This is a genomic window from Micromonospora sp. NBC_01796, from assembly GCF_035917455.1.
Classification (GTDB): domain Bacteria; phylum Actinomycetota; class Actinomycetes; order Mycobacteriales; family Micromonosporaceae; genus Micromonospora_G.
Genome location: NZ_CP109078.1, coordinates 6,425,079 through 6,446,091 on the forward strand (window position 1 = coordinate 6,425,079; position 21,013 = coordinate 6,446,091).

Genomic DNA, 21,013 nt, shown 5'->3' on the forward strand with positions numbered 1-21,013 from the left:
CGGCAAAACAAGCAGGTCTTTGTCGTAATCTTGCAGCGCTTTGGCCGAATGTTACCGACGTGCTACGGGCACGTCAACACTGGAATCGATGCCGTGCATCGATTCCCGGAAATGCGGGTGGGTGGCCCTCAGTGGAGCGTCGGACTGGCCGAAGCCGGTGCTGGCGCCGCGCTCAGCTCGACGTACTCGCGGGAGTTGCGGTCGTGGAAGACCCGGTGGGCGTTCGCGTACGCCCGATCCGCCGCGTCGAGGTCACCCCGTGCGCGGTACACCAGGGACAGGACGTACTCCGTACGCGCCCGCCAGAGCGGGGCCTGAACGGTGTCCCACAGCGACATCGCCGAGTCGAGCAGATCCTCCGCCAGGTCGAGCCGCCCCTCGGCGAGGTGAAGCTGTCCGAGCACCCGGAGCGCGACGCCCTGCCCCCAACGGTCCCGGGCGTCGCGGGCCACCGACAGCACCCACTCCAACCGGGGCAGCGCCTCGTCGACCAGACCCATCCGTAACTGCGTGGTGGCATGGGCGCGTACGGCGTACGAGTGCATCAGGTCGTTGCCGAGTTCGGCGAAGATCTCGGCGGCCTCGGCACACACCCGCAACGCCTCGTGGTAATCGCCCCGGGCGCGGTGGTAGAGCCCGAGGCTGCGCAGCGTGTACGCGACCCCCCGTTGGCTGCCGGTACGCCGGTACGCCGACATGGACAGTTCCAGGTCGGCGAGCGCCGCCGGAAAGTTGCCCTGCTCCAGCAGGACCGAACCGCGTACCCGGTGCACGTAGCCGAGGCCGACGGCGTCGTCCAGGGTACGCAGCAGCTCCGCCGACTGGTTGAGGAAGTGCAGCGCCTCGGCCAGGTGACCGGGCTCCCGGCAGGCCAGACCCAGCCCGGCCAGCGCCGAGGCCTGCCCCCGTACGTTCCCCAGGGCCCGGAACCTGCTCAGCGCCTCACCGAAGTGCTGCCGGGACTCGCTGTAGCGGTCCTCGGAGTAGCGCAGGTGGGCCAGCTCCGTCAGCATGTCCGCCTCGCCGTGCAGGTTGCCGGCCAGCACGCTCGCCTCCAACGCGGCGTTCACGATCCGGGACCGGAACTCGAAGCGGTTCGCGCCCTCCAACTCCAGTGCCATCCGCGCCGACACGAAGTCGCAGGCCAGCTCGTCCAGGCCGATCGCCGCCGCCCGTTCGAGCCCGATCGCCAGCACCGACTCCTCGCGCTGCAACCAGCCCGCCGCGTCGCCGAGCACCCGCTTCGCCAGCTCGTCCGGCACCGGGAAGCGCGGCCCGGACGGCTTGTGCCAGACCACCTCGGCCGGCGGGAAGGTGGTGGTGATGTGGTCGATGACGGCCCGCCAACCGGTGACCGCCCGGACCACCGCGTCCCGCAGCGCCTCGGCCGGTTCGTCGGCCTCCGCCCGCTCGCGCGCGTAGAGGCGGACCAGGTCGTGCAGTCGGTAACGCAGCGCGCCCGTCGGGTCGACCCCGGTGAACTCCACCAGGTGCGCGTCCACCAGCAGCTCCAGCAGCCGCTCTGCGGCCGGCTCGGACGTGTCCAGCAGCCGCCCGAGCATCCAGGCGTCGAATTCGGGGATGCCGAAGAAACCGAGCCGACGCAGTGCCACGGCGGCCTGCTCGTCCAGGGCCCGGTAGCTCAGGGTGATGCTGGACCGTACGGCGAGGTCACCGGCGGCGAGTTCGTCGAGGCGCTGACGCTCGTCCGCCAGACGCACGGCGAGTACGCCGAGCGGCAGGTGCCGGCGGGTGGCCAACCGGGCACCCGCGATCCGGATCGCCAGCGGCAGGTTCTCGCAGCCGGCCAGGATGCCCCGGGCCGAGGCGACGTCCCCGGCGGCCCGCTCCGCGCCGATGATCCGGCAGAGCAACGCCCACGCCTCGTCGTCGGTGAGCACCCCGATCTCGGTCAGCCTCGCCCCGGCCAGCCCGGCCAGCCGGTCCCGCGAGGTGATCAGCGCCGCGCACTGCGGTCCGGCCGGCAGCAGGGGCCGGACCTGACGCTCGTTCGCGGCGTCGTCGAACAGCACCAGGACCCGTCGCCCGGCGACCAGGCTGCGGTACAACTCGGTCCGCTCGCGGGAGGAATCGGGGATGTGCGCCAGGCCGACGCCGAGCGAGCGGAGGAACCCGGCGAGCACCTCGTCCTGGGTCGCCGGGGAGTCGGTCATCCCGCGCAGGTCGGCGTAGAGCAGACCGTCCGGGAACGACTCCCGCACCTGCTGGGCCACCCGGGCGGCCAGCGCGGACTTGCCACTGCCACCCTGGCCGGCCAGCACGTGCGTACCCGGTGTCTGGGCCCGTAACGCTGCGACCAGCGCAACGTGCTCCACCTCGCGTCCGGTGAAGTCCGACGGGGCGAGCGGAACCTGCACCGGCACCACCAGGGGCGGCCCCGGATCCGGCTCGGACCGGCCGCCGTGCAGCACCTCGCCGTCACCGCGCAGGATCGCGGTGTGCAGTTCCCGCAGGTGCGGGCCCGGCTCCACGCCCAACTCCTCGACCAGCGCCGAGCGGCCCTCCCGATAACAGGCCAGTGCGTCGGTCTGCCGCCCCAGCCGGTACAGGGTCACCATGAGCTGCCCGCGCAGCCGTTCGTTGGTCGGATGACGGTTCACCAGCCCGGTCAGCTCGGCGAGATGGTCGAGGCGACCCTGGTTCAGCTCGGCCGCGACCCGCTCGCCCTGCGCCACCAGGAGCAGTTCGTCGAGCCGTCGGGCCTCGGCGGCCAGTGGCGACTTCCCCAGACCCGACAGGGCCGGTCCGCGACTCAGCGCGATCGCCTCGCGCAGCAGGTCCGCCGCGCCGCCGTGGTCACCCAGTCCGGCCTGCTCCCTCGCCTCGTCGACGAGTCCGGCGAGGATGTCGGCGTCCACCGTCGCGTCGTCGAGTCGCGCCAGGTAGCCGGGCGGGTGGGTGCCGATGACGTCCGGGTGGCCGTGCCGGGCGAACGCCTTGCGCAGGGTGGAGACGTACGTCTGGATCAGCGCTCGGGCGCTCTCCGGCGGCCCGTCCGGCCAGATCACGTCGACCAGGCGGCTGGCCGGTACGACCCGTCCCCGCTCCAGGACCAGGGCCGCGAACAGTGCCCGTGGTTTGCTCCCACCCAGCGGGATCGGCCCGTCCGAGGACTGGGCCGTGACCGGACCGAGAAGTCGGACCTGTAGCAAATCGACCTCCAGCCGCCACCCGGGTTCCTGGTTGGATGCTAGTGGTGTTGCTTTGGCCGTTCTGTCGGGTCAGGAACTAATCGGGCCGTACGGGGCATGGCTGGATTCGCTCGCGTACGCCCAGTAACGGTCGCCGTACGACCAGTGCCACCATTCGCTCGGATAGTTCACCAGGCCGGCGCCCCGCATGGCATCGCAGAGCAGCTTCCGGTTGGCTCGTGCCTCGGCACCGATGTCGGCCGAGTCCGTGTGGCACGCGGTGGTGTCGGTGTCGTTCACCGCCGTACCCATCCAGAGTTCCTCGCCGTCGACACTGCACAGGGTCAGGTCCACCGCCGCCCCGGCCACGTGCGGCGCCACCGACGGCGGGGAGATGTACCGGCTGGCGTGGCGACGCAGCGCCGACTCCTCGGCCTCCGGCGTACGCTCGCGCAACCGCTGGACGTGTGCCTCGAAGTACTGCTCCTGCAGCGCCAACGGCCGGTACCCCTCGATGACCAGGAGCCGTATCCCGGACGGGAGCAGGGTCTGCGCGGTGACCAGACGGTCGACCACGCCCACCCGCAGCCGGGCATACGCGCCGTCGGAGTCGGCGAGCCGGTGGTCGAGCCGCAACGCCTCAACGTCGCGCAGGTCGACCAACGGCTCACCGCACTCGCGTACCAACGTCGCCGTCACGGCCGGGTCGGACAGCAGCACCATGCCCACGTTCAGCACCCATCTTCACCAACGATGCTCCGTCCCGCCCAGCTCAGGCGGCGACCCCCCGATGCGCCCAGGGTGCCCGACGCCGCTTCAATTTCTCTTCAAGCGCGGAGGGTCGGTCCGCCGAACCGGTCCGCGGCGCAGGTGGAAGCCGCCGCTCGTGACCGTCGGAACGCGGCCGGCCCGGTACCCACCGTCCACAGAAGCAGGTATGGTTCTCTATATTGTGCCGATCGACATAGAAATACCGACGCAGGGATGGAGAGCGGTGTGGCCGGACTTGGTGGCAAGGTCGCCCTGGTGACCGGGGGCAGTCGGGGTATCGGTGCGGCCGTCGTGGAGCGACTCGCCCGCGACGGTGCCGATGTGGCGTTCACCTACGTCAACGCGGAGGACAGGGCCAAGGCCCTGGTGGCCGACGTCGAGACACTGGGACGCAGCGCGGTGGCCATACCGGCCGACAGCGGGAGCGCCCGGGGAGTGGTCGACGCGGTCGCGCGTACGGTCGCCGAGTTGGGTCGGCTCGACATCCTCGTCAACAACGCCGGGGTGTTCCCGTACGGCCCGATCGAGGACGTCAGTCTCGCGGAGCTGGACCGGACCCTCGGCATCCACGTACGCGGTGTCTTCCTGGCCACCCAGGCGGCAGTCAGGCACATGGGTACGGGCGGTCGCGTGATCAGCATCGGCAGTTGCTTCGCCGAGCGGGTCCCGTACGCCGGTGTGACCCTCTACGCCATGAGCAAGAGCGCACTCGTCGGCCTGACCAAGGGCCTTGCCCGCGATCTCGGCGAGCGCGGGATCACGGTCAACGTGGTGCATCCGGGTTCCACCGACACCGACATGAACCCGGCGGACGGCGAGGGCGCCGACCACGAACGGACGTTCATCGCACTCGGACACTACGCGGAGCCGACCGACATCGCCGCCACCGTCAGCCACCTGGCCGGTGACGGCGGGCGCTACATCACCGGTGCATCCATCTCGGTCGACGGCGGCTTCGCCGCCTGACCGCCGTTCGAGACGAAGAAGGTTCTCGTCATGGCATGGCTCGTCCTTGTTGCCGCCGGCCTGCTGGAAATCGTCTGGGCGATCGCGCTCCGGCAGTCCGAGGGCTTCACCCGGTTGTGGCCGTCCACCCTGGCGGTCTCCACCGCACTGCTCAGCTTCGTCCTGCTGGCCTGGGCGTTGAGGTCCCTGCCGGTCGGCACCGCGTACGCGGTCTGGGTCGGGATCGGGGCGGTGGGGGTCGCGATCGCCGGCATCGTCGCGTTGAACGAGAGTGCCGCACCCGCGCGGCTTGCCTTCCTCGGGCTCATCGTGGTCGGCATCGCCGGGCTGAAGGCGGTGGAGGGGTGAGGCGACGAACGACGGTCGTTTGGCGGAATATCCTCCTGAGGGAATGGAGGAGCGGATGGCGGGACGGGGACGACCACGTACGTTCGATCGAACGGTCGCGCTCGGGCGCGCGATGGAGGTGTTCTGGCAACACGGCTACGAGGGTGCCTCGATGACCGAACTCACCGCCGCGATGGGCATCGCGTCGCCGAGCCTCTATGCCGCCTTCGGTAGCAAGGAAGCGTTGTTCCGCGAGGCTGTCGCGCACTACAACGAGACCGAGGGCGCGGCACCGCAGGCTGCACTCGAGGAAGGTGACACCGCGCGGGCGGGCATCGAGGCGATGCTGCGACACAACGCTCGGTCGCACGTTGATCCGTCGCGCCCGTTGGGCTGCATGGTCGTACTGGCTGCCACCACAGGTCCGGCCGGAAACGACGAAGTCCGCCGGTTTCTCGCCGAGTGCCGCAACAACGACATCACCGGGCTCCGCGTACGGATCGAACGGGGCGTGGCCGACGGCGACGTGCCACCGACGGTCGACACCCGAATGGTCGCCCGCTTTCTCGGTGCCGTACAGCAGGGGATGTCGATCCAGGCCCGCGATGGCGCAAGCCGCGAAGCGCTCGACGAGATCGTCACCTGTGCGATGACCGCATGGGACCAGCTGGTGCCCCGTCCCACCACTCGACAGTCCCCGGACAGACGCGGTAGCTCCGCCGGGTCACCGGGTCAGGGGTAGACCCTCGCGGTGGGACCGGCCGGATTCGAACCGGCGTCCTTCCGATGTGCAGTCGGACGCGACGACCTCTGCGCTACGGTCCACCGTCGACGAGTGTAGGAGCCGACCCGGTCGGATCACCACCCCCGGGGCGGCCGACGTCCAGCGACAGCATCTCCGTTCCGTGCCGTCGCAGGGCCAAGACCGGCGCCGGTCGGTCGCCGGGGCCTCCTCAACCGGCCGGTCTCACGAGTCGGAGTCCTCCCGGAGCAGAGCGCGCAGGATCCGTTCGTCGCGGTCGTCGAGTGCGCTGACGAACCGTCGCAGTACCGAGGTGCGATCGGGCTCGGCGGTCAGCAGTCGGCGCATTCGCTCGGCGACCAGGCCGGCGGCGTCGCGTACGGCACCGTAGCGGTAGGCGCGACCGTCGCGTTCCCGGCTGACAGCGCCCTTGTCGAACAGGCGGCTGAGCGTGGTCACCACCGTGCTGTAGGACAGCGGGCCACCCGGATCGAGCCGATCACGGACCTCACCGGGGGTCAACGGGCCGCCGGCCTCGACGAGGATGGTGACCACCTGGGCTTCGAGCTGGCCGGAGCGCCGACGTCCGTTCTCGGACGGTTCGGCCGCGGGAGAGGGCGGTGTCGTACTCATCGCGGTCGACTCTATCGGCTCGCTCCCACCGCCTCCGTCGGGTCCTCCCGGCCTCGTGGCACACTCGACCGGTCCGGACGGAGGGGCATGTTCGATCATCTCGTTTGGTCGGTGGTTGTGGTTCCGCCACTGATCGTGGTGGCGATCCGGCTGCTGGCCGATCGGCTGCCACCGTCGATCGCGGCGGTCATCGTGGCCTGGTCGACCGTTGCCGTCGGCGCGGCCAGCATGATCAACCTCGGCGTGTTCGCGCTGGTGGCGATCGCCGAGGTGCCGGCCGTCGGCCGGACGTTCGGCTGGTCGTCCCCGGTGGTCGCGGCCGACACCGCGTACGTGGCCTGGGCGCCGTGGCTGAGCGCCGCACTGTTGGTGATCGGCGTGGTATCGGTCGCCCGGCGCTGGCGCCGGCAGCGTCGAGCCCTCGACCTCGGTCAGGTCGGGCTGCCCGCCGGTGGCCCGCTCGTGGTCCTGTCCGACGAGTCGCCCCAGGCGTTCGCCGTCCCGGGCCACCCCGGTCACGTCGTGGTCACCACCGGCATGCGCCGGCTGCTCACCGACCGGCAGTTCGACGCGCTGCTCGCCCACGAGCACGCGCACCTGGCCGCGGGTCACCACCGGCTCCTCCGGCTGGCCGAACTCGCCGCCGCCACCCACCCGGCGCTGTGGTGGGTGCCCCGCCACGTCGACTACCTCGTGGAACGGGCCGCCGACGAGCAGGCCGCGGTCGAGGTTGGCAGTCGCCGTACGGTCGCCCACGCCATCGGCGTGGCCGCCCTGGCCGCCACCGGGAGGCAGGACCTCCCGCACAGCCTGCACGCCGCGGCGCCCGGCGGGGTTGTCCCGCGCCGCGTGGCGGAGTTGTTGCACCCCCATCCGCCCGTCCGCTCGCGCGCGTTGCGGGCACTGCCGGTGTCACTGGCGGTGGCCTCGCTGCTCTGGACCGGCGAGGCGGTCTGGGATTTCTTCGAGCTGCTCAGCGCGGCCCGACTCGGCCGATAGGTCGCCACGTCCGGGAGGGCGCCGCAACGGGGGGCCGCCGGTCGGGCGCAGCCGTCAGCTCTTCGGACGCAGGGCGTTGACGCGCTCCACCGACTGGTCGATCCGCGCCTCGGTGAGGCGCCCGGTGCGTACCAGGTTGACGACGTTGTCGAGCGTCTCGTCGACGATCTTCGTGTCGTACACCTGCTGGTTTCCGAAGACGAGCAGGTCGAGGCCGGCTTCGAGCGCCAGCGCGACGGACTCGTCCCGGCCGAACTTGCTCGTGATCGCGACGGCCTGCATGTCGTCGCTGACCACGGGACCCTGCCAGCCGAGCTGACCGCGGAGCAGGTCGGTGACGACCGCCGGGGACAGGGATGCGGGGCGGCTCGGGTCGAGTTGCTTGATGAGCAGGTGCGCGACCAGTACGGAGTCGACGGTCCCGCTGTCGATCAGCCGCTGGAAGGGTACGAGTTCGCTCCGGTTCCAGGTCTTGCTGACGTCGACGACGGCGAAGTCGGTGTTCCCGGTCGCGCTGCCGAAGCCCGGGAAGTGCTTGATGCTCGTCTTCACCCCGGCCGCCCGGTGGACCTGGATCTCCTCGGTGGCGTTCCTGACCACCACGTCCGGGTTGGCGGAGAAACTGCGGGCGAGCTTGCCGATCGCGGGATTGTTCGGGTTCAGGTCCAGGTCGACCACGGGCGCGTAGTTCAGGTTGACCCCGATCGAGGTGAGATCGTGCACCAGTCCCTGCGCCCAGGTCCGGGTGGTGGACGGGGAGTTGGCGGCGCCGATCTCGGCTTCCGACTTCGTGGCGGGGAAGCCGTTGCTCGGGTTGAGCCGGGCCACCTTGCCGCCCTCCTGGTCGATCGAGACGATCAGTCGCCCCGGAGAGGCTTGCCGCAGGCTCTTGACGAGGGCGGTGACCTGGGCCGGTGAGGTGATGTTGCGGGCGGTGTTGGTCTCCAGGTCGCGGTCGAACAGGATGACCCCACCGAGGCCGTTCCTGACCGCCTTCACGATCCAGTCGTTGGTGCCAACCGTCTCGCCGCGGAAGCCGACCACGAGCAGACTCGCGATCTTCCGGCGGAGCGCGGCCTCGTCGAACGTCGCCGACGTGGCCGGCCGACCGGTGGAGGCCCGGGGTGAGGCGGCCACCTGACGCGTCGGCGTCTTCGCCGTGGACGACCCGCAGCCGGCCAGACCCGCCGCCACCGCGGCCGAGCCGATGCCCGTGAGCAGCAGCCTGCGGGTCACGTGAGCATCGTTCACGTTGTCCACGCTACGGCGGGTGGCCGGCTCCCGAGGGCATATCGCACCTCTTCGACCCACGACCTGCGGCCGGGGGTGGTTGTGCGGGGTTGATTGTCCGCGAACCGCCCCCGAAGCCGGACAACGATCCGCCGACTAGACATCTGGTCAGCGGGGTGCCAACGGGCTCCCCACCAGCCAGATCACGAGGTGATCAGTGATGCGAACCATCATCTACCCGGGTACGGTCCGGCAGTCGTCCACCCGGACGCCGCAGGGCACACCCCGGTCGCGTACACCGCGTCGGGCGGCGGTCATGGCGGCCCTGCTCGGCCTGACCGCGGCACTGATCGGGATGACCGCGTCGCCGGCCAGCGCCTCGATCATCACCGTCCAGGACGGCTTCGAGGGGACCCAGGCGGCCAACTGGAGCTTCACCCACGTCGGCGACGGTACGGGCGGCGTCAGCCTCTCGCAGCCGCACAACGGGATCCGCTCCGGATTCGTCTCGATGCGCGGTGCGGGGTTCTCCTCGGTCAGCCGCCGGGTCTCGCTGCCGCCGACGACCAGTTGCACGGCCGGGATCCACGTCAATCCGGCCCTCGCCACCCAACAGGTCAACTTCGAGATCATCAACCCGGTCAACTTCACGTACGTGGCGCTCAGGACGGTGGTGCTCAGCGGCGACGCCCCGTACACGTTCGTATCGACCGAGTGGAAACACGGCCCGACCGACGTACTCGTCCGGGTCTCGCTGATCGGCAACGCCAGCGGTACGACGTTGGCCGCGTGGGTCGACGACCTCGGCATCCTCTGCCAGACCTAGGTCCGGCCCGGATCGGCGTGGCGGTGGTGGTCCCCGGTGGACGACCGCCGTCACGCCGTCGGCCGGGCCGGAACGGAGCACCTACCGGCGCTCGCCGCCCTCAGGGGGCGTTGGCGCCTTCCGGTGCTGGTTGGGTACGGCTCGCGGGGCGGATCGTGGCGCGGGGGCCGAGGGCCGTTCCGCCCGCCGGCACGTCGTCCAGTACGACCGCGTTGGCGCCCACCCGCGCGCCGGCGCCGAGACGCACCGGGCCGAGGATGCGGGCGCCCACACCCACCATGACGCCGTCTTCGAGGATCGGCTCGCCGGTGTTGTCGCGCTGGCCGATCGCGACATCGTGGAAGAGGGTGATGTCGGCGCCCAGGACCGCCCGCCGGTGGATGGCGACACCTCGCCCCGCGTGGTGCAGGCGCAACCCCGGCCCGCAGGTCGTCTGCGCGGGTAGGTCGCACCCGACCGCGAGCCGGAGCAGGAGCAGGTTGGCGACCTTGTGCGGCAGTGCGAGGAGGAGCCTGGTCGCGCCGCTGCGCCGGCTCGCCCACTGCCCGTAGCGGAAGACGAGCAGAACCGCGCGGGTGAGCCAGTCCCGGTTGCGCGCGAAGTCCCGCCTCAGGGCCTCACGCAGGGCGAACTCTGCCGACACAGGGTGCTCCAGAGGGGCGTCGGGGTAGGGGTGAAGAGTCCGTGCAAGGCCGATAATTATGCCGGCACGGTGAAGCGGCACACCAGCAAAGGTGACGAACTGGTGTGCGATCGGGCTTGCCGGCGGCTGTGCCTAGAGGAGCAGCAGCGCGACGACCGCGGTGTATGCCAGGAACGTCCCCGCGAGAACCAGGAGCATGAAAATCGCCTTCACAGCGGTCGACTGCGAACCGCGCGCGATGCCGAAGTTCGCCACCAGACCGGCCGCCGCGATCACTCCGCCGAGCAGTCCGCCCGCGATCACGAGGACAAACGGGAGCAGCGCCAGGATCCGTAGCGCGAGCGGGATTCCGGGCCCGGTGCGGTACCTGACACCCGCGATCTCGATCGTGGGGTACGGATCCAGCAGGCTGGCCCGCAGCCTGGCCGCCACGGTCTGCCCGTCGGCGGTCGGAAGGGTGTAGTGACCCCGGCGGGTACCCACCGTCGGTTGCCCGCCGACGGTCATCGAGTGCTTGCCGGTCAGCAGGTTCGTCGTGACTTCCACGGGCCCGGCGAGGCCTTCGATGATCACGGGAGCGGTGCGCATGCGCGTAGATGCTAGAGGTACGCCCAGGGCCCGCGCCGCCCCGGTTGGCACCGGGGCTCCGCCGATCTCGCCGGGTGACGGCAGACCCAGCGGACGGGGCATGATCCCGACCACAGCTACGCGCCAGTAGGTGAACCACGTAACTACCGTTTCCGGTACGGATCAGCTCGGCTCCGGTGACGGCAGGTGAACCCTTGGACCCCACCTCGAACAGCGCCTGGGACTACTCGGCGGCGCACCTCGGCGGCGACGCCCTGCCCTGGGTCGTGATCGTGCTCGGGGTCCTGGTTCTGCTGCTGCTCGTCCCGGTGCTCGTCGTGTACGCGTGGCCGCTGCGCAACGGGCGGCTGCGGCACGCGCTGGTCGAGTCGCTGGACCACGACGACGCCGTCGCCCGAGCCACGGAGATCGTCACCGCCGATCGGGACGACCCGGACGTGGCGCCGGAGGCCGGGAGCATGCTGCTGACCCACGGCACGCGCACCGCGAAGGCGGTGCTGATGCTGCACGGCTACACCGTCTCGCCGGCCCAGTACGCGAACCTGGCCCGGTTCTACTTCGACCACGGTTACAACGTCTACGTGCCCCGTGCCCCCGGACACGGCCTGGTCGACCGGCGGGCGGAGGGACACCTGCGCGCGATCGAGCTGGTCGGGTACGCGAACGAGTCGATCAACATCGCGGCCGGACTGGGGGAGGAGGTCGGCGTCGTCGGCATCTCCGGCGGCGCGGTGCTCGGCACCTGGTTGGCCCAGTACCGCTCCGACGTGGTGCGCCGGCTGCTCGTACTCGCCCCGTTCTACCGGGTGAACCCGGCGAAGGCGCCCGGTTACCTGATCAAGCCGCTGACCGTACTGTTCGGGTTCCGCATCCTGCCGGACCGCCAGGTCACCGCGACCGGGTTCTGGATCTCCGCCCTGTCCCAGTACCTGCGGATCACGATCAACCTGAAGGCCCTGCCGGGCCGCAGTGACCTGCGCACCGTGGCCGTGGCGTTCTCCGAGAACGACGAGTCGATCGACCAGCGGGCGGCCGTCGAGCTGCCGCGCAGGCTGGCCGACGCGAACGACCTGCCGCTGCGCGTACACCGGTTGGCCCGGGAGCTGGGGCTGGGGCACGACATCGTCCGGCCGGAGCGGGTCAACGAACTGGCCGACGAGTTGGACCAGCTCTATCTGGACCTCTACGAGGGCCGTGCCGGCCTGGCCGACGTCCCGGAGCAGGGACAGGGTGCCGACGATCCCGAGCGGACGCGGGTCACCCGTACCGGATAGACGACCTTGACAACGTCGGACGGCGGCGTGAGAGTCGTGGGTGATTCGAGGGATGCGGCGGCACGCTCCCGAGTCCACTACCGGAGGAGTCGCGCGCCATGCCCTACCCGATCAACCGCCGTACGCTGCTGCGGATCGGCGGCGCCACCGTTGTCGTCGCCGGTGTCCCGGCGCTGTCGACCGCCGCACTCGCCGCCGCCGTCGTCCCGGCCGACCTGGTGGTCTACGGCGCCACCTCCGCCGGCATCGTCGCCGCCGTGCAGGCGCGCCGGATGGGTCGTACCGCCGTGGTCCTCGAACCCGGCACCCACCTCGGCGGCCTGACCACCGGCGGCCTCGGCATGACCGACAGCGGCACCCAGTCCGCGATCAAGGGAATCGCCGGGGAGTTCTACCGCCGGGTGCACGCCAAGTACGCCGGCACCCCGGTCACCCCGACCTCGCCGGCCCGGTTCACCTTCGAGCCGCACGTCGCCCGTGCCGTCTTCGACGACCTGCTCGCCGAGTCGGGCGTGCCGATCTACTACGGCACCCGGCTGTCCACCGTCACCATGGCAGGCAACCGGATCACCGAGATCGTCGCCGACAACGGCCAGGTGTTCCGGGGACCGATGTTCGTCGACGCCAGCTACGAGGGCGACCTGATGCACCGGGCCGGGGTGACCTGGACGGTGGGCCGGGAGAGCAACAGCACGTACGGCGAGACCATCAACGGGGTGCAACTGCGCACCGGGCACCAGTTCAACTTCCCGGTCGACCCGTACGTCGTGCCGGGCAACCCGTCCAGCGGGCTGCTGCCCGGCATCTCGGCCACGCCGGTGGCGCCCAACGGCACCGGCGACGGCCTGATCCAGGCGTACAACTACCGGATGTGCCTGACCCAGGCGGCCAACCGGATCCCGTTCCCGCGCCCGGCCGGTTACGACGCCGCCGACTACGAACTGCTGCTGCGTTACGTCCAGGCAGGCTGGACCGGTCCGTTCTTCACCACCCACGGGGTGGGCAACGGCAAGACCGACTCGAACAACAACGGGGCGTTCTCGACCGACTTCATCGGTGCGAACTACGCGTACCCGACCGCGAGCTACGCCGTACGGGACAGCATCGCGGCCGAGCACCGGGCGTACCAGCAGGGGCTGATGTGGTTCCTGGCCAACGATCCCCGGCTGCCGGCGTCGATCAGGTCGGCGACCGCGTCGTGGGGACTGGCCGCCGACGAGTTCACCGGCACCGGCGGGTGGCCGCCGCAGCTCTACGTCCGGGAGGCCCGGCGGATGGTCTCGGCGTACGTGATGACCGAGCGGAACTGTCGGGGCCAGGAGACGGTCACCGACCCGGTGGGTCTGGCCAGCTACACGATGGACTCGCACAACTGCCAGCGGGTGGTGGTCGGCGGCCGGGTGCGCAACGAGGGGGACGTACAGATCGGGGTGTCGGCGCCGTACTCGATCAGCTACCGGTCGATCGTGCCGACCCGGGGTCAGTGCGCCAACCTCACCGTGCCGGCCTGCCTGGCCGCGAGCCACATCGCGTACGGGTCGATCCGGATGGAGCCGGTGTTCATGATCCTCGGCCAGTCGGCCGCCACCGCCGCGATGTTGGCGGTCGACAGCGGCGCGGCCGTGCAGGACGTGGACTACCCGACGCTGCGGACCCGGCTGCTCGCCGACGGTCAACTGCTGGTCTGGCCGCCGCCGGTCGCCGGTGAGGTGATCCTCGACAGCCGGGCCGCCACCGGCGTGACCCGGGCCGGCACCTGGCTGGGGAGCACCTCGATCGGCGGCTACCACGGCCCCGACTACGAGCACGACAACAACACGGGCAAGGGCGTCAACCGGATGCGGTTCACCCCGAACCTGCCGACCACCGGCACGTACACCGTCTATCTACGGTGGACCGCGCACGAGAACCGGGCCTCCAACGTACCGGTGGACATCGTCCACAGTGGTGGGATCACCACCCGCACCGTCGACCAGCGCACCTCCGGCGGCCAGTGGGTCTCCCTGGGCAGCTTCCCCTTCACCGCCGGCTCCGCCGGCAGCGTCCTGATCAGAACCGAGAACACCACCGGCTACGTCGTAGCCGACGCCACCCGCTTCCTCGCCCCCTGACCCCCACCCCCGTACGCGTTGATCTTGCAGTTGTGGCTCCTGGTATGCCGGGTTCGAGGTGCTTTGTGAGCGACCACAACTGCAAGATCGGCGCGGAGGGGGGAGGGGAGGGGAGGGGAGGGGGCGGGTGTGAGGTCGAGCGTCTTGACATTAAGTGGAGTTGAGGTTTTAGCGTCGTCGGCAACGGAGGGAGCTGACCCCGCGTGAGCGGATCGCGATCCTGTCCCGGGCGATCGGCCATGACATCGTTTTCGTCCCGATCACGCACCAACAGGCCGTCGACAGGCTGATGGCCACCGGCGTGTCGCGGGAGGACGCCGAATATGTCGTCGGTTGGTACGCCGCTTCCAGCGATGCCTCCACGACGGTCGTCGACACCGTCGAGCAGGTGACCGGTCGCCCGGCGCGCACGTTCGCACAGTGGGTGGCCGAGCACGCGGAACGCTTCCACGCCCCCCGGGTCATGCCTGGCTAGGCCCGATGCCTGTCTTCCTGGCATCGGGCTCAGGCGGGGTGGTGGTCGGCGTTCTGCATGATCTGGAGGGCTACTTCGAGGGTGGCTTGGCGGCGTTCCTCGTCGGTGCCGCGGTCGCGCAGGATCTGCCAGCCGGCGTGGATCGAGAAGATGGCCATCACCCGGCACAACTGCTGGGTGAGCGGTTCGTCCGGCTCGGCGAGCAGCTCGAAGACCCGGATCATCTGCTCGCGCAGCAGCGTACCGGCCCGCAGGGTGTTGACCAGGGTCTTGTTCTGCTCGAAGAAGAGCAGTACGTCCTCGTGCCGGTGCACGTCGTGCAGCCCGGCCGCGTACCGCCGGACGAACTCCGGTCGCATCAGCTCGGGATCGGGCTGCTGCCGGGCCCATGCGATCAGCTCCTCGACGGCGGCGATCCGCTTCTCGACCAGGCTGCTGACGATGTCTTCCTTGGTGGGGAAGTGGTAGTAGAGGGCCGCCTTGGTCACCCCGAGCTGTTCGGCGATCTCCCGTAGGGAGGTCTTGTCGTAGCCCTTCTCGATGAACAACCCGAGCGCGATCCGTTGGATGTGGGCGCGTACCTGCCCGGCGTCGCCGGGACTCGGTGAGTCCGCGCCGGTCCGGATCCGGTTGCGGCCGCCCGCCGTACGGGTGACGGTCTTGTTCTGGTCCATGTGCCCGCGCTCCAACGTCGCTGTCCGCCGCTCGGTCTCGAATGTGGTGGGCGGGCCGGTCAGCCGTCCCTGGCGTACGTCAGCGCCACCCGTACGACCTCCGCGAGCGGCCGGTCCGGACGGTCGATCCAGTGCTGGATGGCGGCCCGGACCGCGTTGAGGAACGCGGCGGCGAGCACTCGCGCCCGCAGAGCCGTGTCGGTCCCCTCGGGCAGCCGCCGGAGAATCTCCGTGGTCAGGTCGCGTTCGGCGGCACCGTAGACCGCGACGAGTTGGGCCGCGAGGCTCGGGTGGCCCCGGATCAGCCGACGCTGGGCCAACCACATCGGGTCCAGGTCGTCCCCCTCCGCGATCAGTTGCTCGGCTGCCCGCTCCAGCGCGGTCCAGGGGCGTTCGGCCGCCGGCCGGGCCCGGACCAGCTCGGTCAGGCGACGGCTGCGGACCAGGTCGGCGTGGAAGAGCGCCTCCTCCTTGCTGGAGAAGTAGTTCGAGAACGTACGCCGGGAGACGTCGGCGGCGTCCGCGATCGCCTCGACGGTGAGCCGGTCGAGTCCCTCTTCGGCGGCGAGCCGGATGGCGGCCTCGTGCAGGGCCCGGCGCGTCGCGGCCTTTTTCCGTTCCCGCCGTCCCGGCGTCGTGTCCACTCCGAAAGGCTACGCTGTCGTGACTCTTTTCTCAATGGGAAAACTTGCACACCCGGCAAATATCCATGAAGCTGGGACAAGGCAGCGCGTCGGCACCCGGACACGGATGTGACGAGATGGCGCGCCGGGGTGGCACCGGAGCCTCGGTCAAACCCCGGATCCGAGACACTTCCATGACTGCTGGAGGCCCGCGCGATGAGCGCACCCACTACCACCACGGCGACCGCCACCGGCACCGCCGGCGCGGAGCCGATGAACCATCGGCAGACCCTCGAAGCACTCAGCGGCCTGCTGCTGGTGCTCTTCGTCGCGATGCTCAGCGGTACGGTCGTGTCGACCGCGTTGCCGCAGATCATCGGCGCCCTCGACGGCTCGCAGAGCCAGTACACCTGGGTGGTGACGGCCACCCTGCTCACCGCGACCGCCACCACCCCGATCTGGGGCAAGCTCGCCGACCTGTTCAACAAGAAGTCGCTGGTCCAGGTCGCCATCGTCATCTTCGTCCTGGGTTCGATCGTGAGCGGTTTCGCGCAGAGCGCCGGTCAGCTCATCGCCGCCCGTGCTTTTCAGGGCATCGGCGTCGGTGGCCTGCAGGCCCTGGTCCAGGTCGTGATCGCGGCGATGATCCCGCCCCGCGAGCGGGGTCGCTACAACGGCTACCTCGGCGGCGTCATGGCCGTCGCCACCGTCGGCGGGCCACTGCTCGGCGGCCTCATCGTCGACACGTCCTGGCTGGGCTGGCGCTGGTGCTTCTTCGTCGGCGTACCGGTCGCGATCATCGCCCTGGTGGTCCTCCAGGCCACCCTGCGGCTGCAGACCGTACGGCGTGAGAACGTGAAGATCGACTACCTGGGCGCCGGGCTCATCGCGGCCGGGGTCAGCCTGCTGCTGATCTGGATCTCGTTCGTCGACGGGTCCTTCGCCTGGATCTCCTGGCAGACCGCGGCCATGGTCGGCGGATCGCTGGTCCTGTTCGCGCTCACCGTGTTCGTCGAGTCCCGTGCCGCCGAACCGGTCGTGCCGCTGGACATCGTGCGACGGCGTACGACCGCACTGTCCATCGTCGCCAGCCTGGCGGTCGGGATGGCCATGTTCGGTGGCGCGGTCTTCCTCGGCCAGTACTTCCAGATCGGCCGGGGCTACAGCCCGACCGAGGCCGGCCTGCTCACCATCCCGATGATGGCCGGAGTCCTCGGCTCCTCGATCGTGGCCGGCCGCCTCATCACCAAGACCGGCCGGATCAAGCCCTACATCGTCGGCGGTGCGATCGTCCTGGTGGCCGGCTTCGTCATGCTCGGCACGATCGACCACCAGACGTCGCTGTTCTTCGTGGCCGCGGCGATGCTGCTGGTCGGCATCGGTGTCGGCATGACCATGCAGAACCTGGTCCTGGCGGTGCAGAACACCGTCCCACTGCGCGACATCGGGGCGGCCAGCTCCACGGTGGCGTTCTTCCGGTCGCTCGGCGGCACCATCGGCGTCTCGGTCCTCGGCGCGGTCCTCGCCCGTCGGGTCACCGACCAGATCACCCACGACCTGGCCGCTGCGGGCGTACCGGCCTCGGCGTCCGGCAGTGCCGGTGGCAGCCTCAACCTCAACGGGTTGCCCGACGCCGTGGCGCACATCGTGCGCAACGCGTACGGCGACGCGACCGGGCACATCTTCCTCATCTCGGCCGCGATCGCGGTGGTCGGTGTCATCGCAGCCGCCCTGCTCAAGCCGATCACGCTGCGTACCAGCCTGGACCTGCCGGAGGCCGTCGCCACCGGTGCGTCCGTGGTGGACCCGGCGCCCGGATCGGCCGGCGTCACCGGGACGGGGGAGACCGACCGGCGTACGAGCTGAGCCGAGCACGTCGCGCCCGGTGCCGCGGTACGGCACCGGGCGTCGTCGTGTGCGGCCGGAGACGGAGGCCCCGGATCGGTACGCTCAGGCGAGCAGGGTCCCGCCGTCGACGGTCACGATCGTTCCGGTGGTGTAGGTCGCCCGGAGCAGGAACAGGAACGCCTCGGCGACCTCCTCGGGTTCACCCACCCGGCCCAGGGGCAGCGTCTCGCCGAGTTGGCGGTACATCTGCTCGCGGTCCGCGTCCGGCATCGAGTCCCACAGTGGCGAGCGGATCACGCCCGGGGCGACCGCGTTGACGCGTACCGGGGCCAGCTCGACGGCCAGGGCGCGGACCAGCGCGTCCACGGCGCCGCAGATGCTGGCCGCGACCGACCAACCCGGCCCGGGCCGGTCCTTCGCGGAGCCGGTGGTGAGGTTGACGGATCCACCGGGCCGCAGGTACGGCACCGCCGCGCTGACCGCCGACAGGGCGGAGAAGTACCGCAGCTCGAAGAACCGGCGGGCGGTGTCGAGGTGGAGCGCGTCGAGTGACATCAGGGAGAGCGGCTCGCCAGCGGTGTAGACCAGGTGGTCGAACGGCCCCGTACGGTCGAACAGTGAACCGACGTCGGCCGGGTCGGTGAGGTCGACGGTGTAGCCGGCGGCGCCGGCCGGCAGGCTCGCCAGGGCCCGGTCCACGCTGCCCTGGCTGCTGGAGGCGACCACGACCTGGGCGCCGTCGCGAGCCGCCAGGGCCGCGGTGGCCAGGCCGAGCCCGGAGGTTCCGCCGAGTACGACCACCCGCTGGTCGGTGAGAGCCATGATCTTGCTTCCTTTCGATCATCCGTGCCGTGGTGCTGACGGTGTCTACCCTGCGTCGGGCCGGTGAGTCCCGTCCAAGACCTGTTCCTGCGTCTGTGATGCTCGACGGGTATCAGTGGGATTCATACCCCACGGGTATCATGGATCACCAGAAAGGGGGACGGGATGGACATCGATCTTCGTAAGCTGCGCTACTTCGTCGCGGTCGCCGAGCTGCTCCACTTCGGCCGCGCCGCCCAGCGGCTGCACATCGCCCAACCCGTCCTCTCCCGGCAGATCCGGGCACTGGAGCAGGAACTACGCGTCCAGTTGTTCGTCCGGGACCGGCGGTCGACCGTACTGACCGAGGCCGGGCGGCAGTTGCTGGCGGACGCCGTACCGCTGCTCGCCTCGGCGGAGGCGCTGCACCGCCGGGTACGCCGGGCGGCCCACGACCGGCCGGCGTTCACCATCGGCTTCATGCCCGGCATCACCGTCACCGCCGAGGCCCGCGCCATCGCCGCCCGGCACCCCGACCTGACGGTGGACGTCGTACGCACCTCCTGGCACGACCAGGTCGAGGCGGTGCACGACGGGCGGGTCGACGTCAGTTACGTCCGGCTTCCCGTCAACCAACGCGGCCTTCGGCTGCGCCCACTGTTCGGTGAGCCCCGGGTCGCGGTCCTGCCGACCGACCACCGGCTGGCCGGCAAGGAGTCGGTCGTGCTCGCCGAACTCGCCACGGAACGGCTGGTCCAGGACCCGGACGCGGTGCCGGAGTGGCGGGACCTGCCGAACCGACCAACCGAGGAGGAGCCGAGGGCCCGGCCCGACCTCTCCTCGGTCGAGGAGAAGCTCGAACACGTGGCGACGTACGGCGGGGTGGTGATCCTGCCCTACTCGACCGCGACGTTCTACACCCGTGGCGACGTCACCCACACCCCCGTCGAGGATCTCCCGGACACCCAGGTCTGTCTGGCCTGGAGCGACGGCAACCGGTCACCGCTGGTGGCGGAGTTCGTCGAGCTGGCAACCGCGCACCACCGGAGCACCGACTCCGGGTCGGTCACGGAACCTCAGGCCGAGGCGAACGGTTCGTCGAGCCGGCCGGACCAGCCGCCGAGCACCGAGCCCGGGTCACCGCCCAGCACCCGTTCCAACAGCGTGGCGTAGACATCGCGGAAGTCGACGGTGAATTTGAGGTCGCCGTCGTCCAGGTCGGTCAGGCTCGGCTGCTCGCCGTAGAGACCGCCGCGTACCCCGGCACCGAGCAGGAAGATGTTCGAGGCGGTGCCGTGGTCGGTGCCGTCGGAGGCGTTGGCGCGTACCCGCCGGCCGAACTCGGAGTAGACCGCGACCGCCACCTTCCGGCCCGCCTCGGTGCGGCCCATCCGTTCGGCGAAACCGGTGAGGGCCCGGTCGACCTGCCCCAGCAGCACCGCCTGCAACTGCTTCTCGTCGGCGTGGCTGTCGAACCCGCCGAGCGAGACCGAGAAGACCCGGGTGGAGACGCCCGCCTCCACGCACCGGGCCACCAGGTCGAGCTGGGCTTCGAGCGACGTACGCGCGCCTCCGGTGGCGGTCGCCGCCGGCCGGTCGGCGTCGTCACCGGCGTCGGCCTCCTCGGTCGCGTCGCGTACCTTGGTGATCATCGCGTTGACCGAGCGCAGGTCCGCGAAACAGGCGGCCGCGCGGGCCTGCGCCGGGGACTCGCCGGGACTGCCGGCGCCGAGCGCGGCCAACGTCCGGTCCGGCAGGCCGCCGCGTCCACCACGCCCGGCCACCGGTACGGACGCACCCGCGCTCCGCTCGCCGGCCAGCAGTGGCGGCACCGCCGACTCGAACGACACCGCGAGCCGGGGGTCACCGCCGGCACCGTCGAGCCACCGCCCGATCCACCCGGTCACGCCGGGCCGGTCCGGGGTCGCGGTCTGCCAGATGTCCATCGAGCGGAAGTGGCTGCGGTCCGGTTTCGGGTAACCGATGCCGCGTACGACCGCCAGCCGCCCCTGCCCGAACAGCCCGTGCAGCCCGGCCAGGGCCGGGTTCAGCGCGAAGTGGTCGTCGAGCCGCTTGACCTCCTCCGCCGAGTAGGCGATTTCGGGGCGGGCGTCGTGGTACGCCGGATCCGCGTACGGAATGACGGTGTTGAGCCCGTCGTTGCCGCCGTAGAGCGTGACCAGGACGAGGGTGCGGCTGTCCGGATCCCGCTCCCCGGCGGTTTCGAACAGGTCGGAGAGCGCGTACGTGCTCGCGCCCGCGGCCAGCGCACCCGCGCCCACCACGCCGCTGGCGATCAGGAACCTGCGTCGGGTAAGGATGTCCACGTG

Annotated in this window: 20 protein-coding genes and 1 tRNA gene; 10 read left to right on the forward strand and 11 right to left on the reverse strand. The window is 70.6% G+C overall.

The annotated features are described in order from the left end of the window. Positions 1-128: 128 nt before the first annotated feature. The gene (locus OIE47_RS28920) at positions 129-3,173 is read right to left on the reverse strand and encodes an AfsR/SARP family transcriptional regulator (RefSeq protein WP_326557674.1); all 3,045 of its coding nucleotides are present in this window, start codon (positions 3,171-3,173) and stop codon (positions 129-131) included. Between the two features lie 69 nt (positions 3,174-3,242). Next, the gene (locus tag OIE47_RS28925; RefSeq protein ID WP_326557675.1) at positions 3,243-3,890 is read right to left on the reverse strand and encodes a M15 family metallopeptidase; all 648 of its coding nucleotides are present in this window, start codon (positions 3,888-3,890) and stop codon (positions 3,243-3,245) included. A 246-nt stretch (positions 3,891-4,136) separates the two neighbouring features. Here OIE47_RS28925 and OIE47_RS28930 point away from each other — a divergent pair, with 246 nt between their 5' ends. Genes OIE47_RS28930 through OIE47_RS28940 form a run of 3 tightly spaced genes read left to right on the forward strand, consistent with a single transcriptional unit; the run spans position 4,137 to position 5,958 of the window. Further along, entirely contained in the window at positions 4,137-4,889 is a 753-nt protein-coding gene (locus OIE47_RS28930; protein ID WP_326557676.1) for a 3-oxoacyl-ACP reductase family protein, read from the forward strand. Between the two features lie 30 nt (positions 4,890-4,919). Continuing rightward, positions 4,920-5,237 carry a quaternary ammonium compound efflux SMR transporter SugE gene (gene sugE, locus OIE47_RS28935; protein ID WP_326557677.1) on the forward strand — a complete coding sequence of 106 codons (318 nt, stop codon included), beginning with the start codon at positions 4,920-4,922 and terminating at the stop codon, positions 5,235-5,237. A gap of 55 nt (positions 5,238-5,292) precedes the next feature. Next, entirely contained in the window at positions 5,293-5,958 is a 666-nt protein-coding gene (locus OIE47_RS28940) for a TetR/AcrR family transcriptional regulator (RefSeq protein WP_326557678.1), read from the forward strand. Positions 5,959-5,968: 10 nt separating this feature from the next. On the opposite strand, the gene OIE47_RS28945 is transcribed toward OIE47_RS28940, so the two are convergent. Together OIE47_RS28945 and OIE47_RS28950 are read right to left on the reverse strand one after the other, a co-directional pair. Further along, positions 5,969-6,040 (reverse strand) — tRNA-Cys (locus tag OIE47_RS28945). A gap of 143 nt (positions 6,041-6,183) precedes the next feature. Then, positions 6,184-6,591, reverse strand: a complete 408-nt coding sequence (locus tag OIE47_RS28950) for a BlaI/MecI/CopY family transcriptional regulator (RefSeq protein ID WP_326557679.1) — start codon at positions 6,589-6,591, stop codon at positions 6,184-6,186. 111 nt (positions 6,592-6,702) lie between these two features. Between OIE47_RS28950 and OIE47_RS28955 the strand changes: the two genes are divergently transcribed. Next, the gene (locus tag OIE47_RS28955; RefSeq protein ID WP_326557680.1) at positions 6,703-7,590 is read left to right on the forward strand and encodes a M56 family metallopeptidase; all 888 of its coding nucleotides are present in this window, start codon (positions 6,703-6,705) and stop codon (positions 7,588-7,590) included. Positions 7,591-7,644: 54 nt separating this feature from the next. Here the strand turns inward: OIE47_RS28955 and OIE47_RS28960 are convergent, their stop codons facing one another. After that, entirely contained in the window at positions 7,645-8,841 is a 1,197-nt protein-coding gene (locus tag OIE47_RS28960) for a glycoside hydrolase family 3 N-terminal domain-containing protein (RefSeq protein ID WP_326557681.1), read from the reverse strand. 199 nt (positions 8,842-9,040) lie between these two features. Between OIE47_RS28960 and OIE47_RS28965 the strand changes: the two genes are divergently transcribed. Then, the gene (locus tag OIE47_RS28965) at positions 9,041-9,646 is read left to right on the forward strand and encodes a hypothetical protein (RefSeq protein WP_326557682.1); all 606 of its coding nucleotides are present in this window, start codon (positions 9,041-9,043) and stop codon (positions 9,644-9,646) included. A 100-nt stretch (positions 9,647-9,746) separates the two neighbouring features. Here OIE47_RS28965 and OIE47_RS28970 read toward each other — a convergent pair whose 3' ends face one another. After that, complete coding sequence (locus OIE47_RS28970; RefSeq protein ID WP_326557683.1) at positions 9,747-10,289, reverse strand: serine acetyltransferase; 543 nt, start codon at positions 10,287-10,289, stop codon at positions 9,747-9,749. 132 nt (positions 10,290-10,421) lie between these two features. Then, positions 10,422-10,877 carry a hypothetical protein gene (locus OIE47_RS28975; RefSeq protein WP_326557684.1) on the reverse strand — a complete coding sequence of 152 codons (456 nt, stop codon included), beginning with the start codon at positions 10,875-10,877 and terminating at the stop codon, positions 10,422-10,424. 194 nt (positions 10,878-11,071) lie between these two features. On the opposite strand from OIE47_RS28975, the gene OIE47_RS28980 reads away from it, so the two are divergent. The 3 genes from OIE47_RS28980 (at position 11,072) to OIE47_RS28990 (ending at position 14,737) form a co-directional block, all read left to right on the forward strand. Beyond that, positions 11,072-12,151 carry an alpha/beta hydrolase gene (locus OIE47_RS28980; protein ID WP_326557685.1) on the forward strand — a complete coding sequence of 360 codons (1,080 nt, stop codon included), beginning with the start codon at positions 11,072-11,074 and terminating at the stop codon, positions 12,149-12,151. Positions 12,152-12,249: 98 nt separating this feature from the next. Continuing rightward, a complete protein-coding gene (locus OIE47_RS28985) occupies positions 12,250-14,262 on the forward strand; it encodes an FAD-dependent oxidoreductase (protein WP_326557686.1) in 2,013 nt (670 codons plus the stop codon). A gap of 289 nt (positions 14,263-14,551) precedes the next feature. Beyond that, positions 14,552-14,737, forward strand: coding sequence for a hypothetical protein (locus OIE47_RS28990; RefSeq protein ID WP_326557687.1), 186 nt, complete (start codon positions 14,552-14,554; stop codon positions 14,735-14,737). A gap of 29 nt (positions 14,738-14,766) precedes the next feature. On the opposite strand, the gene OIE47_RS28995 is transcribed toward OIE47_RS28990, so the two are convergent. Both OIE47_RS28995 and OIE47_RS29000 read right to left on the reverse strand, forming a co-directional pair. Next, positions 14,767-15,411: a TetR/AcrR family transcriptional regulator gene (locus OIE47_RS28995; RefSeq protein ID WP_326557688.1), complete on the reverse strand. Its 645-nt coding sequence runs from the start codon at positions 15,409-15,411 to the stop codon at positions 14,767-14,769. Between the two features lie 59 nt (positions 15,412-15,470). After that, positions 15,471-16,055, reverse strand: coding sequence for a TetR/AcrR family transcriptional regulator (locus OIE47_RS29000; protein ID WP_326557689.1), 585 nt, complete (start codon positions 16,053-16,055; stop codon positions 15,471-15,473). 195 nt (positions 16,056-16,250) lie between these two features. On the opposite strand from OIE47_RS29000, the gene OIE47_RS29005 reads away from it, so the two are divergent. After that, on the forward strand, positions 16,251-17,900 hold the full coding sequence (locus OIE47_RS29005) for an MDR family MFS transporter (RefSeq protein ID WP_326557690.1): 1,650 nt from the start codon (positions 16,251-16,253) through the stop codon (positions 17,898-17,900). A gap of 84 nt (positions 17,901-17,984) precedes the next feature. Here the strand turns inward: OIE47_RS29005 and OIE47_RS29010 are convergent, their stop codons facing one another. After that, the gene (locus tag OIE47_RS29010; RefSeq protein ID WP_326557691.1) at positions 17,985-18,704 is read right to left on the reverse strand and encodes an SDR family oxidoreductase; all 720 of its coding nucleotides are present in this window, start codon (positions 18,702-18,704) and stop codon (positions 17,985-17,987) included. Positions 18,705-18,869: 165 nt separating this feature from the next. Here OIE47_RS29010 and OIE47_RS29015 point away from each other — a divergent pair, with 165 nt between their 5' ends. After that, positions 18,870-19,856, forward strand: a complete 987-nt coding sequence (locus OIE47_RS29015; RefSeq protein ID WP_326557692.1) for a LysR family transcriptional regulator — start codon at positions 18,870-18,872, stop codon at positions 19,854-19,856. On the opposite strand, the gene OIE47_RS29020 is transcribed toward OIE47_RS29015, so the two are convergent. Beyond that, positions 19,760-21,010 carry a DUF1501 domain-containing protein gene (locus OIE47_RS29020; protein ID WP_326557693.1) on the reverse strand — a complete coding sequence of 417 codons (1,251 nt, stop codon included), beginning with the start codon at positions 21,008-21,010 and terminating at the stop codon, positions 19,760-19,762. The genes OIE47_RS29015 and OIE47_RS29020 overlap by 97 nt on opposite strands. Between the last annotated feature and the right edge of the window lie 3 nt (positions 21,011-21,013).

What these genes read in the sequence shown, in the direction of transcription:
- OIE47_RS28930 (WP_326557676.1), top strand. Translation starts at nt 4,137, where the DNA reads ATGGAGAGCGGTGTGGCCGGACTTGGTGGCAAGGTCGCCCTGGTGACC.
- sugE (WP_326557677.1), top strand. Translation starts at nt 4,920, where the DNA reads ATGGCATGGCTCGTCCTTGTTGCCGCCGGCCTGCTGGAAATCGTCTGG.
- OIE47_RS28940 (WP_326557678.1), top strand. Translation starts at nt 5,293, where the DNA reads ATGGCGGGACGGGGACGACCACGTACGTTCGATCGAACGGTCGCGCTC.
- OIE47_RS28950 (WP_326557679.1), bottom strand. Translation starts at nt 6,591, where the DNA reads ATGAGTACGACACCGCCCTCTCCCGCGGCCGAACCGTCCGAGAACGGA.
- OIE47_RS28965 (WP_326557682.1), top strand. Translation starts at nt 9,041, where the DNA reads ATGCGAACCATCATCTACCCGGGTACGGTCCGGCAGTCGTCCACCCGG.
- OIE47_RS28975 (WP_326557684.1), bottom strand. Translation starts at nt 10,877, where the DNA reads ATGCGCACCGCTCCCGTGATCATCGAAGGCCTCGCCGGGCCCGTGGAA.
- OIE47_RS28985 (WP_326557686.1), top strand. Translation starts at nt 12,250, where the DNA reads ATGCCCTACCCGATCAACCGCCGTACGCTGCTGCGGATCGGCGGCGCC.
- OIE47_RS28990 (WP_326557687.1), top strand. Translation starts at nt 14,552, where the DNA reads ATGGCCACCGGCGTGTCGCGGGAGGACGCCGAATATGTCGTCGGTTGG.
- OIE47_RS28995 (WP_326557688.1), bottom strand. Translation starts at nt 15,411, where the DNA reads ATGGACCAGAACAAGACCGTCACCCGTACGGCGGGCGGCCGCAACCGG.
- OIE47_RS29005 (WP_326557690.1), top strand. Translation starts at nt 16,251, where the DNA reads ATGAGCGCACCCACTACCACCACGGCGACCGCCACCGGCACCGCCGGC.
- OIE47_RS29010 (WP_326557691.1), bottom strand. Translation starts at nt 18,704, where the DNA reads ATGGCTCTCACCGACCAGCGGGTGGTCGTACTCGGCGGAACCTCCGGG.
- OIE47_RS29015 (WP_326557692.1), top strand. Translation starts at nt 18,870, where the DNA reads ATGGACATCGATCTTCGTAAGCTGCGCTACTTCGTCGCGGTCGCCGAG.